This is a genomic window from Pseudarthrobacter siccitolerans (genome assembly GCF_030823375.1).
Classification (GTDB): Bacteria; Actinomycetota; Actinomycetes; order Actinomycetales; family Micrococcaceae; genus Arthrobacter; species Arthrobacter siccitolerans_A.
Window position 1 is genome coordinate 2,961,725 of the sequence record NZ_JAUSXB010000001.1, and the last position, 16,173, is coordinate 2,977,897.

Sequence of the window (16,173 nt, forward strand, 5' to 3'; positions counted from 1 at the left end):
AATAGGGGTGGTCCGCTGGCCGCGCGCCTCAGCTTTGTCCTGTCAACTGTTCTGCAAGACCTCGTAAAGGTGTTCCAGCCGGGGGAGGATTCGGTTGACCGTCTCAGCTATACCTTCTGATGTTGTCACCGTGATTCCGGCTTCATCCGCTTCGAGAGGTTGGAGTGTCTCCAATTGTGAACCGAGGAGGGACGGGGGCATGAAGTGCCCGGGACGTTGGTTTAGCCGGCTTTGCAGGACGGACAGCTCCACGTTGAGCTGGACGAAAATTGTGACCGGCGCCTTGGCTCTGATGGCGTCTCTGTAGGCGCGTTTCAAAGCAGAGCAGGCCACGATGATTCCCTGGGGATGGGTTGCAGACAGTTCGCCACCGACGAGTGCCAGCCATGGCCACCGGTCCTCGTCTGTCAGCGGGATACCTGCGGCCATTTTGTCAACGTTGGCCTGGGGGTGAAGTGAGTCGGAGTCGACGAACCTGGCGCCCAGGCGTTGGGCCAGCGCCTCGCCAACAGTTGACTTTCCTGCCCCGCACACGCCCATAACGACAATGACGGGCTCCACTACAGTGTCCCCTGCTGCGCTGTTCCGGCGGGAATCGGGGCGAGCCTGGTAACTTCCACGGGCCGTTCCAAGAGGCCCTCAAGTGAAGCGTTCAGGCGCTGGACGGGCTCTCCTGCCCCGTGTGCGTCCAGCAGTTCAGCACTGTCCCACTTTTCGATCATGACGATCTGGCCGTTGGGAGCCTCATGGATGGCGTAGAACTGGCATCCCGCTTCCTCATGAACCTCGGCGATGGCTGGGGCGAGGGCGGCAGTTACCTGGTTGAACGCCCCTTCTTTGGGGGTGAAGACGGCGGTAACGATGACGGTCATGGGGTTTTCCTTATCTGGTTGTGGTCAGCAGGAGCGGTGAGCAGCTGCTGCGTGGGACGAAGTCGGCTTTGACTTCGATGGTGCGGGGTGCGGGCGGGAGTTTGCCGTGCATGCGTCCGAGTACCAGCTCCAGCGAGTGGACTGCGAGCATGCCGATGGGCTGTCGGATGACGCTCAGCGGAGGGCTTGTCAGCTCAGTCCAGGGATTGTCATCGAAGACAATCACGGACAGGTCCTCGGGTATCTGCACGCCGATCTGGACCAACCGGCGCACCGAGCTCTGAACCTGGGCTGTGTTGGCCACGATGAGCCCTGTAGGACGATCGGGAAGGGCAAGGAGTGAGCCCACCGCATCACCTCCGCCGTCTCCGCGGAACGGGACATCGCGTATCAGCTGTGGATCAGTGCTGACCGAGAACGCCTCGTGGGCTGCCCGGTATCCGTGGATCCTTGCCTGCCCGGTTGAGGTGCTGACAGGCCCGGTAATGAGGCCGATACGCCTGTGGCCCAGGCTGAGCATGTGTTCGGTGGCCCGCCGGGCGGAGTCGACGTTTTCGATGCTGACGACATCCACGTCTTCCAGCTCCGCGATGGTGCGGTCGACGAAGACAACGTTGACGCCCATGGATTGCAGGCGCTCCCATTTTTCAACGTTTGCTCCCGTGGGCGTAGCAATGACTCCGGCAACAGAACGGTCAAGCAGGGTGTCAAGGGAGTCAGCCTCGAGGTGGGGGTCTTCCTGGGTGGTCATCACCACCACCTGCACGCCGTGGCTGCGGGCTTCCCAGACGATCCGGTCCGCGAGCTGTGCGAAGAATGGGTTGGCAAGATCGGCAACCACCAGGCCCACGGTCAGGGCCTGGCCCACACTCAGTTCGCGGGCTGCGGCGCGGGGCCTGTAACCAAGCTCATTAATGACCCCCAATACGGCTTCACGTTTCGCAGGCGCAACCGGGCCCGATTCGGGGTTCAGGACGCGGGACACTACGGAGACGGAAACGCCCGCCGCCGCTGCGACATCGCGAATAGTTGGCGCCTTCTTCACTGCTCCTCCTCTTCGGGGTCCGTCCATGGCTGCCGGCACGGCGATTCAGCTGTCCGCACTGTATCCCTTGCCAAGTAACCTTCACGGCCTTCCGTTGTGACTGTTGACACAGCCTAACACCGACTGGTACAAAAGTGGAACCGGTTCCACTCCGGTCCCAGAATTCCAGTTAGCGACGAAGAAGTTGCTCCGCCGGCTCGGTGGAGGGTCCTTCACGCTGAACGTAATCAGAGAGATCCCCAATGAACCTTCACAAGCTTCTTAGCGACCGCGAGCAAGAAGGCCGTCCCATCCGGGTCGGACTCATCGGAGCCGGGCGGTACGGAACGATGTACCTGGCCCAGGCAAATAACATCCCCGGGATCCATGTAGTGGCGATCGCCGACATCAACGTCAAGCGCGCAGAAGGCGCCTTCGACCTTGTTGGCTGGCCGAAGAACCAGATCGCCCCGGACATCGCCACCGCCCTGAGGAACCGCACCACGACGATCGTTGCAAACGCCGACGAGCTCTTTGACGTTGACATCGACATCATTGTTGAGGCAACAGGTAACCCAATCGTCGGCGTGAAGCACGCCCTGCGCGCCATCGAAACCAAAAAGCACATCATCATGGTCACAGTCGAGGCGGACGCCTTGGCCGGTCCTGCCCTGGCCCGCCGCGCCGAAGCTGCAGGCGTCGTCTACTCCATGGCCTACGGGGACCAGCCCGCCCTCATTATGGAACTTGTCGACTGGGCGCGCACGAGCGGCTTCGATGTTGTCTGCGCCGGCAAGGGTGCAAAATTCCTTGAGCACTACCACGAGATGAACCCGGACAACGTCTGGGAGAACTGGGAGTTCTCCAAGGAACTTACCGACTCCGGGCAGCTGAACCCGAACATGCACACCTCCTTCCGTGACGGCACCAAGGCTTCCATTGAGATGGCCGCAGTTGCCAATGGGGCCGGATTAGTGCCCTCAGACGCCGGACTCACCTTTACCCCCGGGGACGTCGAGGAAATCGCCACCATTTGCCGTCCGGCAGAGGCCGGGGGCGTCCTCGCCCACGAAGGCAGCGTCGAAGTCATGTCCAGCGTCCAGCGCGACGGCACGTGGATCCCCCACAACACCCAGGAGGGAGTGTTCGTCGTTGTGAAGGCCACAAACGAATACGTCTCCGGCTGCTTTACCGAATACCCCTGGCACCCGGACCCCTCAGGCCAGTACGCAGCGCTGTACCGGCCCTACCACTACGTTGGACTGGAACTGAACATGTCCATCGCCAACGCGGTGCTGCGCGGGGTTGCCACGGGTTCGCCGATCGGGTTCTTCGGCGACGTCGTGGCCACGGCGAAAAAGGACCTCAAAGCCGGCGGGTTCCTGGACGGCGAAGGCGGGTACACGGTCTGGGGCCAGCTGGTTTCGGCCAAGCACTCCGTCGCAACCGGCGCGCTGCCGGTGGCCCTGGCCCACCACGTGGAACTGCGCAACGACGTCGCCAAGGGCTCCATTGTCGGCTGGGATGACGTCATCATGGACGACTCACTGGCCCAGGCACTCGAACTCCGGCGGGAAACCGAAGCCCTCGTCGGGGAATCCGTCCTCAGCGCCTGAACTCCCCGCACCGGCGGACGTGGCGTGAACTTCAACCGATGCGGTTCACGCCTCCGGAAAAGACACCTTCCAAAGAAGAAAGGCATCACATGAAATCCAAGACCCGCGCCCTCACGGGAGTGCTGGCATGCACCCTCGCGGCTTCAGTCCTCGCCGGATGCGCCCCTGCGGCCCCTACGGGATCTGGAAGCCCGGCAGCCAAGATCCAGCTCTCCATCCCGGACCCGCTCACCTCCTCTGTCGGAGTCACGGCCCAGCACTTCGCGGAGCAGGTCAAAAAGTCGTCCAACGGATCGGTCACCGTCACGGTGGTTCCCAACGGGACAAGCTTCAGCGGCGACCAGAACGCGGCCGTCACACGCCTTCAGGGCGGTTCCCTCGACGCACTGATCCTCTCGACGTCTGTTTACGCGTCCGTCGTACCGGAAATGAACGCCATCAGCATCCCGTACCTCTTCAAGGACACCGCCGAGGAGGCCGCCTTCCTCAGCGGGGAGCCGGGTAAAGCGCTGAAGGACAAGCTCGCCAAGAAGGACACGGTGGCGCTTAGTTTCCTCACCAGGACCGGCCGCGAAATCACCAACTCCGTGCGTCCCATCCAGCAGCCGTCGGACTTGAAGGGACTGAAGATCCGCGTCCCAGGCAACACGTTGTGGACCGACTACTTCACCAAGCTCGGCGCCAGCCCCACAACCATGGCCTTCTCGGAGGTGTTCACCGGCCTTCAGACCGGCACCATCGACGGGCAGGAAAACCCCATCGAAGTACCATGGACCAACAAGTTTTCAGAAGTCCAGAAGTACGTCTCGCTGACCAACCACATCAATGACGCCTGGGTCCTGGCGCTGTCCTCCAAGAAGTGGGACAGCCTGTCCGAGGACCAGAAGAAGGCCGTCACCGAAGCCTCTGCAGAGACCGCCACCTTCAAGACCGGTTATGACGACGAGCAGTCCAAGAAGCAGCTGGACGAGCTCAAGGCCAAGGGCATGCAGGCAAACGAGGTTACCGCGTCCGGCCTGGAGGAATTCAAAGCCGCTTCCAAGAGCCTCTATCCGGAGTTCTCCAACCTGATCGGCAAAGAGTTCTTTGACCAGGCCATAGCCTTCACCGCTAAGAAGTAGCACGTACGGGCCCGGGGGCGGCACCACAGCTCCCGGGCCTTCCCACCGCACCCCACTCTCAACGTCGACAGCCTGGAAGAGGACAAATGAAACACATCACTACGCCCGAGGAAATAGAGGAGGTCATCCCCTCAGAGGCGGAAGAAATCCTCCACCACGGCCACGTTCCACCCCGGTGGAGCGGCGCACTTTGGTTCGATAAAGCCCTCGAAGGGGTGGTCGGCGCGGCCATCGTCGCAGAGCTCGTCGTGATCCTCCTGAACATCATGGTCAGGGTCATCACCGGCGATTCGGTGCTCTGGACCCAGGAAGTCTCCGAAATCGCGCTCCTGACCATTGCGTTCATCGGCGGTGCCATCGCCTACCCCAAAGGCGCGCACATGTCCGTCCAGGCCCTCATCATGCGGCTCCCCGCGGCGTGGAAGCCTTACCTTGCGGCCCTCGTGGACTGGCTCGTCCTGGTCATGAGCGCCGGCACCTTCGCCCTCTTTGTTCCCACCCTGCTCCAGCAGCTCGAAGAGAAGACGCCGATCCTGCAGCTGCCCGTCTTCTGGGTTTCGCTGCCTTTCTCCATTGGCATGGTCCTCATCGCCTGGTTCGCACTGCTGAAACTGTGGCGCCAGGAACGCCGCCCCGTACTTGCCGCCGCGGGCATGACCGCTGTCCTGTTTGTCCTCGTCCTCGGGGTCCAGCCGATCTTCTACTACGCCTCACCGAATGCACTCCTCGCCGTCGTGCTCGCAGTCCTGTTCATTCTGCTGTTCCTCGGCCTGCCCATTGCCTTCGTTCTCGCGCTGGCCTCCGGAATCTACCTGTACCTTGGCGGCATTTCCGACGTCAGCGCCATCCCCATCGGCATGGCCTCCGGCGCCAAGGGTTTCGTCCTCCTGGCCATCCCGTTCTTCATCCTCGCCGGCACCGTGATGAACTCGGCCGGGCTGACCCTCCCGCTGGCAAGGCTCGTCGATGCACTCATCGGGCACCTCCGTGGTGGGCTCCTCCAGGTGGTTGTGGTAACGATGTACATCTTCTCCGGCATCTCCGGGTCAAAGGTCGCGGACGTCGCGGCAGTTGGCACAACCATGCGGGGAATGCTCGAAGAGCGGAAGTACCCCCGGGGTGAAGTGGTAGCAGTCCTGTCCGCCTCCGCCATCATGGGCGAAACCATTCCGCCGAGCATTGTTTTGCTCATCCTCGGATCCATCACCACGATCTCCACCACTACCCTCTTCCTGGCCGGCTTCCTTCCGGCAGCCTTCCTGGCCCTGGTGGTCATGGCACTCGTCTTCCTCCGCGCCAAGAAGCAAGGCGGCATCGCCAGCCCGAAGGCCACCTGGCGGGCGCGGGGCGCAGCGACGTTCTTTGCTATCCCCACGCTGCTGCTCCCGGTGGGCATGGTTGTCGGAATCCTCAGCGGTTTCGCCACCCCAACCGAAGTGTCCTCCGTAGCGGTCGCCTACGCCTTCATCCTCGCCGCGGCGTACCGGCGGGGCAGCAAGCGCCTCCTGGGTGACACGCTGCGGGAAACCACCACGACGGCAGGCATGGTGCTGTTCATCATCGCCGCAGCGTCACCACTGGCCCAGACCCTCGCCGTTGCCGGGGTCTCCCAGCAGATCCATGACCTGATGTCAGGACTGGGAGACTCGCCGCTGCTCTTCATGCTCTTCACCATCCTGCTGCTGGTCATTATGGGCCAGCTGCTCGAGGGCCTCCCGGCCGTCCTGATCTTCGCGCCGCTGCTCCTTCCGATTGCCGTCGACTTCGGCGTCAACCCGGTGCAGTACGCGATGGTCCTGATCATCTCCATGGGCATCGGCTCCTTCGCGCCGCCTGCCGGCGTCGGCTTTTACGTAGCTTGCGCCACGGCGCACGAAACCGTGGAAAGGAGCCTCAAACACTTCTGGCCCTACCTGATCGCCGTATTCCTCGGGCTGCTGGTGCTCGCCGCCGTCCCATGGTTCAGCACGTTCCTGCCCGCAGTTGCCGGACTCATCCCCTTCTAAGAACCATGACGACGCCGACACTTGAGCAGCAGCGCCCGCCGCGCACGTATCCACCCGTAGCCCTCCTGGGAACCGGACCGATGGGAGCCCCCATTGCACGGAACATCCTCAACCGCGGTGTGCCCCTTACCCTTTGGAACCGCACGCCGGAGAAGGCCCTGTCAATTGAGGGGGCAGCCATTGCCGCCTCTCCCGCCGATGCCGCGCGCGACGTCGTGCTGACGGTGTTGCCCGACCTGCCGCAGGTCGAAGCCCTGCTTCACGGTGACGACGGCTTGCTGAAAGGCTGGCAGGCCGCCGGCACCGAACACCCTGTCCTCGTGATCCACGGGACCGTATCGCCGGTGGCGGTTGCTGAGTTCGCGGACCGGTGCCGGCGCAATTGGGGCGTAACGCTGGTTGATGCCCCCCTCAGCGGTGGAACCATAGGTGCTGAAGATGGCCGCCTGAGCATCATGGCAGGTGGTCCCAAGGCCGCAGTGGAACGCCTGGCACCGCTGTTTGAGCTCTACAGCTCAACGGCAGTATGGTTCGGGGACACCGGTGCGGGATCAACTGTGAAAGCCTGCAACCAGATTGTCGTCGCAGCCACTGTAACGGCGTTGGCGGAGGCGATGGCCCTGGCGGCAGGCAGCAACCTGGACCTGGAGAAGGTCCAGGCGGTTCTCGCCGGCGGTCTGGCAAACTCCGAGGTCCTGGCACAAAAGGGACGACGATGGATCGACCAGGACTTTGAAGGCGGTGGGTCCGCAAAGAATCAGCTCAAAGACCTGCGGTTCATCGCCGAAATCGCCGGCCACAACGGGCTTAAACTCCCGCTCGCGGCCTGCCTGCAGGACGCCTTCGAAGGCATGGTCGCGGCGGGTGACGGCGACCTGGACCACACTGGGATCTACCGCACCATCAACACGTAGAGGAAACGTGAATGGTGCCAGTAGCGAAAGGGCGCCCGCTCTGCGGCGTCTAATGGACCTGGAAGATGGTGATGCCCACTTGGTTGGGTAGGCGTTCACCCGTGCCGAGGAAGACTGTGTGGTTCATCCAGGACCACGTGCTGGATTCCGTGGTGAGACGGGGCGTGCAGCGGAAGTAGATTCTTGACGCGTCCACGGGCTGGCCCTGGTTGAGCTTGTCGATATCTTCCGCACGGCCGTGCCGCACGGCGACGTTGTGCACGTAGATCCGCGAGCCGTCCTCGATTTCCAGGGCGTACCGGGCGTCGAGGTCGGTGGACTCTGAGCTCCGCAGTATCTGGAAGTCCGCCCCGCCAGGCAGCACCGTGCCTTGCAACCCGGGCCCGGTAATGGTTCCGCCGAGGATGGGCACGATCCTCCTGTGCCCCTCGGGCGTGCGGCCGATATCCACGGGCTCGCCGACGTCCACCAGGATCCTGGCGAGGAATGACAGCGACGGCGGCACAGGCTGGCCGTTCGCGGGAGGGGTCGTCACAGGATGCCCGCGGTCAATCTGCTCGGATAACCGGTTCCAAAGCGGATCGACTGGCTGGCAATCACCGTCTCGGCGGATTCGTATGCGAGCTTGCCGGTGTTGAGGTTGCGGTCCCAGCGCGGGTGGCAGCTGGAGGTGACCTGCACGCGGAGCCTCTCTCCTGGAGCGAAGGTGAATGCCGTGTCCCACAGACTGACAGTGTATTCATAGACTTCCCCCGGCTGGATGGGCGAGGGGGCTGTGCCGGGGGAGTACGAACCGGTCTCCGCGTAGCTTTCCCGCCAGGAGGCCCGGACGATGCCGTCGGCAATGCTGGTGGATGTTCCGTTTTCGGCAACCCTGCAGAGCCGGACCACGAAGTCCGTGTCCACGGCGCTGGAGGAGGCGAAGAACGTTGCCCTGACCTCGCCGAAGAGTGTGAGCTTCTCTTCGACGGGTGCGGAGGTGAACACCAGGACGTCGTCGCGGGCCTCCACCGCCGCCTGGGTTGCCGGTCCGGCGGGGAAAGCGCCGTGGATCATGGTGGCGCCGCCGACGGTGGGGACCGGGTTGAGTGGATCGTAGAGGTAGTCAGCTGCTCCGGTGGTTCCCGGCTCATCATCCAGGGAGCCGCCGGCGCCGAGGTACCAGCTGCGCTGTGCCGAGGGCTCGGGCAGCGCGTCAAAACCATGCCAGGTGTTTTCGCCCATGAAGTAGAGCAGTACGGGTGGTATCGCGTCGAGCCGCTGGGGATCATCCTTGAGGGCTGCATCGAACCAGGCCGTGTGGATCGAGGACAGGTCCCCGATCCCGTTGACCAGTCCGGCCGACGCGGCCATGCCGAAACTCGCCTCCGGGAACGCGCCGCTGAGGTTGGTGTGCGTCCATGGGCCCACGATCAGCCGCGGAGTGGTTCCGGGCACGGCACGGCTTTGTTCCAGCTGCCGCCGGTACTGGGCCAGCGTGTTGGGTGCAAAGATATCGAACCAGCCGCCGATGTGGAGCGTGGGCAGCGGCGCCGGTTGCTCGGATGCAGCATCCCAAAGCAGGGTGAACGGGCTCCCAGGGCCTTCACCCGCTGAGGGAAGAACGTGGGAGTTCATGAAGGTGCCCAACCGGGGTTCCAGCTGGCGCAGGGGGAGAGCGCCGAAAATACTCGAATCGGCGAATGTTTCATCCAGTTCCAGCCAGGCCTGCAGCTCTTTCCCTTTGCGTTCCGGATCGTCCGCGAACTCGCGGAACAGTTGGTTCAGTGAAGCGGATGCATGCCCCCAGCTCAGGCGGCTTCCGTACTCGTGGGCACCGCCGCGATACAGGGCACCGTTGTTGGCGCTGCCGCCGGCCGAGACGCCGAGCGCCAGGGCCCGCAGCGGCGCCGGCGCTTCCTGGGCGGCCCGCCACTGTGTTTCAGCAAAATAGGAGCGGCCCCACATCCCCACCTTGCCATTGGAGTACGGAAGCCGGGCCGCCCACTCAACTGTTTCGGCGCCGTCGGACGCTTCATTCACGGAGGGGTTGAATTCTCCGTCTGACCCGAACCGGCCCCGGCAGTCCTGCATGATGACCACGTACCCGGCAGCAGCAACGGTGGTCGGGTTGAAGTAGGCGGAGTTCACGGCCAGGTCCCGCCCGTACGGTGTGCGGGTCAGGAGCACCGGGAAGGATTCGGTGTCATCTGCCGGACGGTACACGGTGGAACGGAGGACGGTTCCATCTCCCATGGCTGTTTCAGCATTTTCGACGAGGACGGGGTACGGCACTGGATCTGCTTTCTGTTAAGACGGGTTCAAGGGGCGAAACTGCGGCGGGGCCGGCCCCGCCGCAGCCGCCTAGACGATGCCCTGGGATTTCAGGCCGAGGTCCTCGGTGCGCACCTGGTACGTTTCCTTGACCCAGATGGCTGTCACGACGGCGGAAACAAGGCAGCATGCCGCGGTGAACGAGGCGACGGGGATCCAGCCGAACTGGCCGGGCTGCACGATGGCTGCGGCGATTGCGGGGGCAAAGCCGGTCACCACCAGGCCCAACTGGGATGCCGTGGCCGCGCCGGTGTAGCGGATCCGGGTTTCGAACATTTCCGCGGTCATCGCCGGACCCAGGGGGTTGACCATGCCGTAGCCGACCGTCATAAAGAGGATAGCGGTGGCGAAGATGAGCGGAATCGACCCCGCACTGACGGCCCAGAAGAAGGCGAAGGCCGCGATGGCGCAGATGATGTTTCCGGTGATGAAGACCGGCTTGCGGCCGATCCTGTCGGCGAGGATGCCGGCGTAGGGCTGCGCTGCGACGCCCAGCGCCGCCGTCACGATGGTGACCGTCAGCATGACGGGGGCGGGGATGCCGAACTTTCCGGTTGCGTAGGCGAGGCCAAAGGCGGCAAAGATGGACGAAACCACACTCCAGAGCCCGAAGACGATGACCTTCAGAACCGTGGCCCAGTGGTCACGCAGGACCACCTTGATGGGCAGCTCCTGTTCGGTTTCAGATTCCTTGGCTGCTTCGAAAACCTCGGACTCCGGCAGGCGCAGCCGGATCCACAGCCCGACGCCTACCACCAGGATGCTGGCCAGGAATGGCAGGCGCCAACCCCAGGCAAGCAGGTCTTCCTGGGGCAGCATGGACACGGCCAGGAAGGCCAGCGAAGCGAGCATGATGCCGGCCACCGCGCCGGTGTTGACCCAGCTGGCGTAGAAGGCACGCTTGTGGCTCGGAGCGTGCTCGAGCGTCATGGTGACCGCTCCCACGGACTCACCTGCGGCGGACGCGCCCTGGATCGCCCGGAGCAGCACCAACAGGATCGGGGCCACAGCTCCGATGACGGCGGTGGGCGGGATGCAGCCGATCAGGAACGTCGCCACACCCATCAGGACGAGGGTGAAGACCAGCATTTGGCGCCGCCCGATGCGGTCACCGAAATGCCCGATGACCCCCGCAGCGAGCGGACGGACCACGTATCCGATGCCGATGGTGGCCATGGACAGGACGAGACCGAGGGAGGGGTCGATGCCCGGGAAGAAGATCTTGTTGAAGATCAGGGCAGAGGCGGAGCCGTAGATGAAGAAGTCGTAGTACTCAAGGGTGCTGCCAATGAAGCTTGCGGCGGCAGCGCGCCGGGCATTTTTGTGGCGGCCGGCAGAGATGGTGTCAATGTCCGCGGACGGCGTCGTCGGCGGATCAATGGGACCAGCGGTCATTGCGGATCTCCTGGGTGGGCGGGATTGAGAAAAGGGGCGTCTGGCATCAGCCGATGGGCTGGAAACGAGGCGGCCTGCGTGTGGTCCGCATCACGTGAGAAGATAGTATGCGTAATATCCAACGTCCGTCAAGAAAGCTGCAACGCTAAGCAGCGGCGACGGCGGCGACTGGGATGATGGACAAGTGAACTCCTATGACCTGCCTGCCGCCGGGAGCGTGCCGCCAGGCTCCATGATCAGCTTTCCCCGGCCCTCCAAGGGCGGCGCCACCCAGCACCTCGTGCTGACGATGCTCGGCGACTACTGGCAGCAGGAGGCCTCCTGGCTTCCGTCCCGGCTGATTATTGCCCTGGGGGCGCACCTGGGAATTACCGCATCCGCCGCCTCCACTGCCTTGAGCCGGCTGGCGGGCCGGGGCGTGTTGGAGCAGTCCAGCGCCGGAAGGTCTTCGCGGTATCGGCTGACGGAGGCTGCGCGCGTCCGCCTTGAGATTGGATTCCGGCAGGTCAGCGAGTTTGGCTCGGAGTCCCGGCAATGGGATGGAATGTGGACGGTGGTGGGCTTCTCCATTCCGGAATCCGCCCGGGAAACCAGGGAACTGTTGCGTTCCCGGCTGAAATGGCTGGGTTTTTCACCGCTGTATGGCGCGCTCTGGGTCTGCCCGTGGGACCGGACTGAAGCGGTGGACGAAGCCTGCGCGGCGTACGGCGTGGCGAACTACGTGGTTTTTCGGTCACGCACCTCAAGCCTGCTGGGCAGGGAACCCATCGAAGCGTGGGCCCTGGACGAGATGCGGGAGCAGTATCACCCGTTCATCGAAACCTACAGCCGCTCCATCCCCGGGAGCCCGGACCGGGCCCTGAGCCCGGCAGAGGCCTTCCGGCTGCGCACGGAAATCATGGACAGCTGGCGGGCGTTTCCCTGGAATGACCCTGGCCTGCCGAGGGAGCTGTTGCCGGCGGATTTCCCGCTCCTGACGGCACGGAAGCTGTTCGTGTCCGCGTACAATTCCCTTGTGGATCCGGCTCTGGAGCACGTCCGGGAGGTCATCCGGTCCGAGGCGCCGGAGGCGGCCGGGTCACCATCAGCCCTGCGGGTCAGCGAAGGCGCGTAAAGAGGCGTAAGGGCCCGGGGTGGACGCCTATCCCCAGAGTGCCTTGCTGAGCAGCGCCCGGAGTTGGGCATTCTCGTCCTGGCTCAATGACGCCAATTGCTCCTGCTCGCACACCGCCAGGGCCGCGCGGGCCTTCGTGTGGATGCGCCGGCCTTCAGCCGTGGACACGATGATCTTGGCGCGCCTGTCCTGCTTCCCCTGAGCCCGTTTAACAAGGCCGCGGCGCTCCAGGTCGTCCACCAGGCTGACCACCTGGCTGGGATCGAGGCTGAGGAAATCGGCGAGTTCGCGCTGGGTGGGTTCGAGCCCGCTGCAGGCCAGCGTCAGCACGGAGAAGGACCGTTCCCGGAGGCCAAAACCGCCCAGGGCCCGGTTGTTCAGGACCGAGCCCGCGGCATGCAGTTTGGCCAGCAGCAGGCCCACATCGCTGCCGATTTGGGCGGCCGCGAGGCGCGGGGTCTGGATGTCGGTGCTCTGCGGGGTCATGAGTTACTCCAATGACAAAAACAATCGTTGACTTTTTCAATGATCCGTATTTTCATTGATCATGACAAGGATCTCACGGCCACGTGGGATCAGCCCTACCGGTTCCGGCCGGGGACTGCATGCGAAGGAGCACGCGATGAGCTTGAACGGCAAAGTAGCAATCGTCACTGGGAGCGGCCAGGGTCTTGGCCTGGCCTATGCGAGGGAACTCGCCCGCCAGGGTGCCGCGGTCGTCATCAATGACGTCAACGCCGGGACTGCCGCCGAGGCCGTTGCCCAGATTGAGGCCGACGGCGGCCGGGCCACCGCCGTTGTGGTTCCAGTGGGCACCACCGACGCCGCCAAGGCCCTCGTTGCAGGTGCCGTAGAGACGTTCGGCCGACTGGACATCCTGGTCACCAACGCCGGCATCCTGCGGGACAAGAGCCTCCTGAAGATGACCGATGAGGACTTCGACCTGGTCATCAACGTGCACCTGAAGGGCACCTTCACTTGTGTCCGCGAGGCCTTCGCGTACTTCAAGGAAAACAATGTTCCGGGCCGCATCATCACCATCGGCTCACCCACCGGCCAGCGCGGCAACTTCGGCCAGACCAACTACGCCGCCGCCAAGGCCGGCATCGTCGGCATGGTCCGCACCTGGGCCCTGGAAATGAAGAAGGCCGGAGTCACCGTCAACACCGTCATCCCCGTGGCCGCCACCGCCATGACCAAGACGGTCCCCTACTTCCAGAAGGCCGTCGAAGCCGATGAGCGCGGCGAGGCCATGCCCGCCTTCTTCCGCCACGACCTCGGCTTCGGAACGGCCGACGACGTTGCCGGACTCATTGCCTACCTCGCCTCGGATGAGGCTGCCGGCATCACCGGCCAGGCCATCGGCGCCGGCGGGGACCGCCTGCAGGTCTGGACCCACCCGACGGCTGCCACCACCGAATACCGCGACGGCGGCTGGACCTTCGAGGCCCTGCAGGAAAATGCTGCCACCCTGTTCAGCAAAGAGACCCTGCAGACCTACGGCGAGGAATTCCTCCCGCTGCCCGCCGAACTGCAGCCCGAACCAGCCCCGGCCCGCTAGAGCTCCGCGAAGGAATCCGAAACATGCGCTATGAACCGGGCATTGACGCCGCGAAGCTCGACGCGATCGACATGCACGTCCACCTCGAAGTGGACAGCTGCGGGCACGGCTCCCTCCCGGAGGCTCTCACCGAGGCCTCGGCAAAGTACTTCAAGGCCGAGGACCGCACCCCGTCCCTGGACCGGATCGCCGAGGTGTACCGCGAACTGAACATGGCCGCCGTCGTCTTTACGGTGGATGCACGCACCCAGCTCAAGCACGAACCCAACAGCATTCCCGAGCTGATCGCCGGGGCCGCCAGGAACAATGATGTGCTCATCCCGTTCGGCAGCGTGGATCCCCGCACGGGCGAGGACGCGATTGCCGGAGCCAAGCACCAGGCCGTTGAACTGGGCGCGCGGGGCTTCAAGTTCCACCCGTCCCTGCAGGGCTTCGACCCGTCCAGCGAACGGTTCTACCCGCTGTGGGAAACCCTGCAGGAACTCGGGCTGCCCGCCATCTTCCACACCGGCCAGAACGGCATGGGCGCAGGACTGCCCGGCGGGTTCGGCATCAAGCTGGCGTACTCCAACCCGCTGCTGCTGGACGCCGTCGCGGCTGACTTCCCGGGCCTGCAGATCATCATGGCCCACCCATCGGTGCCGTGGCAGGACGAGGCCAACTCCATCGCCACCCACAAGGCGAACGTGTTCATCGACCTCTCCGGCTGGTCACCCAAATACTTCCCGGAGTCCCTCGTGAAGGCCTCCAACTCCTACCTGCAGGACAAGGTTCTGTTCGGCACGGACTTCCCGCTGATCACACCGCAAAAGTGGCTGGGCGCGTTCGCGGACCTCCCGCTGAAGGACGAGGTCCGGCCGAAAATCCTCAAGGGCAACGCGGTCCGGCTGCTTGGCTTGGGTGCCTGACATGAAGACGACGACGGCGGAACCCGCCGCGGGTGCCTTCCCTTCTGCCGACGAGCAGGAACGCCTCTATTCAGCAGCAGACTGGTACGATGCCGAATCCCTCCTTACCGCCGGCGAACGGCGGGTCCTGGCCCGGCTCCGGGAATTCCTCGAGCAGCAGGCGAAGCCGTTGCTGGCTGAGTACTGGGAACGGGGCGAGTTCCCGGAACAGCTGGCGCAGCCCCTGATCGACCTTGACCTCATGGAACCCGCCGACCTGGCCGGACACGGCATGGAAAATGGTCCGGCCCGGGAGATCTACCAGGGCTTTCGGATCTTCGAGCTCGCCCGCACCGACGCCTCGCTGGCCACCTGGTATACAGCCCAGGCCGGGTTGTTCCGCACGGCCATCCGCGTTGGTGCTTCCGACGAGCAGCAGCTCGAGTGGATGCCGAAGGTCATCGATTTCTCGCTCAAGGGCGTCTTCTCGCTGACCGAGCCGGAATCCGGTTCGGACATCGCCGGCGGACTGTCCACCACCGCGCGCTTTGAGGCAGATGCCGGCGGCGGTGCCTGGGTCCTGGACGGTGCCAAGCGCTGGATCGGTGGTGCCTCCACCGCGGATGTACTGGCAGTGTTCGCAAGGGATGTTGCCGACGGGCAGGTCAAGGCCTTCCTCGTGGACCGGCTGGCGGAGGGTGTCAGCCTGGAGAAGATCCACGGCAAAACCTCCTTGAGGATGATGCAGAATGCCCACATCACGCTCGAGGGGGTCCGGGTTCCGGAGGCAATGCGCCTGCACAATGTGAACTCCTTCCGGGACGTCGCGGCGATGCTCCGGGCCATGCGCTCGGACGTCGCGTGGATCGCCACCGGCATCCAGGCAGGTGCGTTCGAGGCGGCCCTCAGGTACGTCAACGAACGCCGGCAGTTCGGCCGCAGCCTGGGCTCCTTCCAGCTGGTCCAGGAGAAACTCGCCCGCATGCTCGGGAACATCACGGCCAGCCTTTCCCTGGTGGTCCGGCTGACCGAACAGCAGGCCAGGGGCATCTACCGGGACCAGGACTCGGCCCTCGCCAAGATGCAGACGTCCCTGTTCATGCGCGAAACTGTCGCCCTGGCCCGGGAAGTGGTGGGCGGCAACGGCATCACGCTCGCCGCCGACGTGGCCCGCTTCCACGCAGACGCCGAAGCTGTCTACTCCTACGAGGGCACCCACGAGATCAACGCCCTCATCATCGGCCGCGCCCTCACGGGCGAAAGCGCCTTTGCCCGCTGAGCTGTACCAACCCAGACCCGGCGCCCGCCGTCGGGACTTTTACCCAATATCCATTCACCAACAGGAGGCAA

At 64.2% G+C, this 16,173-nt stretch carries 15 protein-coding genes; 8 read left to right on the top strand and 7 right to left on the bottom strand.

What is annotated here, in order from left to right; genetic code table 11:
• Positions 1-42: 42 nt before the first annotated feature.
• The 3 genes from QFZ36_RS13760 to QFZ36_RS13770 are packed head-to-tail and all read right to left on the bottom strand — an operon-like array spanning position 43 to position 1,917.
• The gene (locus QFZ36_RS13760; protein WP_306637379.1) at positions 43-561 is read right to left on the bottom strand and encodes a gluconokinase; all 519 of its coding nucleotides are present in this window, start codon (positions 559-561) and stop codon (positions 43-45) included.
• Positions 561-872 carry a putative quinol monooxygenase gene (locus tag QFZ36_RS13765; protein ID WP_306637381.1) on the bottom strand — a complete coding sequence of 104 codons (312 nt, stop codon included), beginning with the start codon at positions 870-872 and terminating at the stop codon, positions 561-563. The genes QFZ36_RS13760 and QFZ36_RS13765 overlap by 1 nt, the downstream gene beginning before the upstream one ends.
• A gap of 10 nt (positions 873-882) precedes the next feature.
• On the bottom strand, positions 883-1,917 hold the full coding sequence (locus QFZ36_RS13770) for a LacI family DNA-binding transcriptional regulator (RefSeq protein ID WP_306637382.1): 1,035 nt from the start codon (positions 1,915-1,917) through the stop codon (positions 883-885).
• Positions 1,918-2,159: 242 nt separating this feature from the next.
• On the opposite strand from QFZ36_RS13770, the gene QFZ36_RS13775 reads away from it, so the two are divergent.
• The 4 genes from QFZ36_RS13775 (at position 2,160) to QFZ36_RS13790 (ending at position 7,553) form a co-directional block, all read left to right on the top strand.
• The gene (locus QFZ36_RS13775; protein ID WP_306637384.1) at positions 2,160-3,512 is read left to right on the top strand and encodes an NAD(P)H-dependent oxidoreductase; all 1,353 of its coding nucleotides are present in this window, start codon (positions 2,160-2,162) and stop codon (positions 3,510-3,512) included.
• Between the two features lie 89 nt (positions 3,513-3,601).
• Positions 3,602-4,633 (top strand): DctP family TRAP transporter solute-binding subunit, encoded by a 1,032-nt coding sequence (locus QFZ36_RS13780; RefSeq protein WP_306637386.1) that lies wholly within the window; start codon positions 3,602-3,604, stop codon positions 4,631-4,633.
• A gap of 86 nt (positions 4,634-4,719) precedes the next feature.
• Entirely contained in the window at positions 4,720-6,639 is a 1,920-nt protein-coding gene (locus QFZ36_RS13785; RefSeq protein ID WP_306637388.1) for a TRAP transporter large permease, read from the top strand.
• 5 nt (positions 6,640-6,644) lie between these two features.
• Complete coding sequence (locus tag QFZ36_RS13790; protein ID WP_306637390.1) at positions 6,645-7,553, top strand: NAD(P)-dependent oxidoreductase; 909 nt, start codon at positions 6,645-6,647, stop codon at positions 7,551-7,553.
• Positions 7,554-7,602: 49 nt separating this feature from the next.
• On the opposite strand, the gene QFZ36_RS13795 is transcribed toward QFZ36_RS13790, so the two are convergent.
• The 3 genes from QFZ36_RS13795 to QFZ36_RS13805 form a co-directional block, all read right to left on the bottom strand.
• A complete protein-coding gene (locus QFZ36_RS13795; RefSeq protein WP_306637392.1) occupies positions 7,603-8,088 on the bottom strand; it encodes a DUF3237 domain-containing protein in 486 nt (161 codons plus the stop codon).
• Positions 8,085-9,827 carry a CocE/NonD family hydrolase gene (locus QFZ36_RS13800; protein ID WP_306637394.1) on the bottom strand — a complete coding sequence of 581 codons (1,743 nt, stop codon included), beginning with the start codon at positions 9,825-9,827 and terminating at the stop codon, positions 8,085-8,087. Before QFZ36_RS13800 ends, QFZ36_RS13795 begins: the two co-directional genes overlap by 4 nt.
• 69 nt (positions 9,828-9,896) lie before the next feature.
• On the bottom strand, positions 9,897-11,261 hold the full coding sequence (locus tag QFZ36_RS13805) for an MFS transporter (RefSeq protein ID WP_306637396.1): 1,365 nt from the start codon (positions 11,259-11,261) through the stop codon (positions 9,897-9,899).
• A gap of 184 nt (positions 11,262-11,445) precedes the next feature.
• Between QFZ36_RS13805 and QFZ36_RS13810 the strand changes: the two genes are divergently transcribed.
• The gene (locus QFZ36_RS13810; protein WP_306637398.1) at positions 11,446-12,375 is read left to right on the top strand and encodes a PaaX family transcriptional regulator; all 930 of its coding nucleotides are present in this window, start codon (positions 11,446-11,448) and stop codon (positions 12,373-12,375) included.
• Positions 12,376-12,402: 27 nt separating this feature from the next.
• Here QFZ36_RS13810 and QFZ36_RS13815 read toward each other — a convergent pair whose 3' ends face one another.
• Positions 12,403-12,861 (bottom strand): MarR family winged helix-turn-helix transcriptional regulator, encoded by a 459-nt coding sequence (locus QFZ36_RS13815; RefSeq protein WP_306637400.1) that lies wholly within the window; start codon positions 12,859-12,861, stop codon positions 12,403-12,405.
• Positions 12,862-12,997: 136 nt separating this feature from the next.
• Here QFZ36_RS13815 and QFZ36_RS13820 point away from each other — a divergent pair, with 136 nt between their 5' ends.
• The 3 genes from QFZ36_RS13820 to QFZ36_RS13830 are packed head-to-tail and all read left to right on the top strand — an operon-like array spanning position 12,998 to position 16,102.
• The gene (locus tag QFZ36_RS13820; RefSeq protein ID WP_306637401.1) at positions 12,998-13,936 is read left to right on the top strand and encodes an SDR family NAD(P)-dependent oxidoreductase; all 939 of its coding nucleotides are present in this window, start codon (positions 12,998-13,000) and stop codon (positions 13,934-13,936) included.
• Between the two features lie 23 nt (positions 13,937-13,959).
• The gene (locus QFZ36_RS13825; RefSeq protein ID WP_306637403.1) at positions 13,960-14,844 is read left to right on the top strand and encodes an amidohydrolase family protein; all 885 of its coding nucleotides are present in this window, start codon (positions 13,960-13,962) and stop codon (positions 14,842-14,844) included.
• A gap of 1 nt (position 14,845) precedes the next feature.
• A complete protein-coding gene (locus QFZ36_RS13830) occupies positions 14,846-16,102 on the top strand; it encodes an acyl-CoA dehydrogenase family protein (RefSeq protein ID WP_306637405.1) in 1,257 nt (418 codons plus the stop codon).
• The last annotated feature ends 71 nt before the right edge of the window (positions 16,103-16,173 follow it).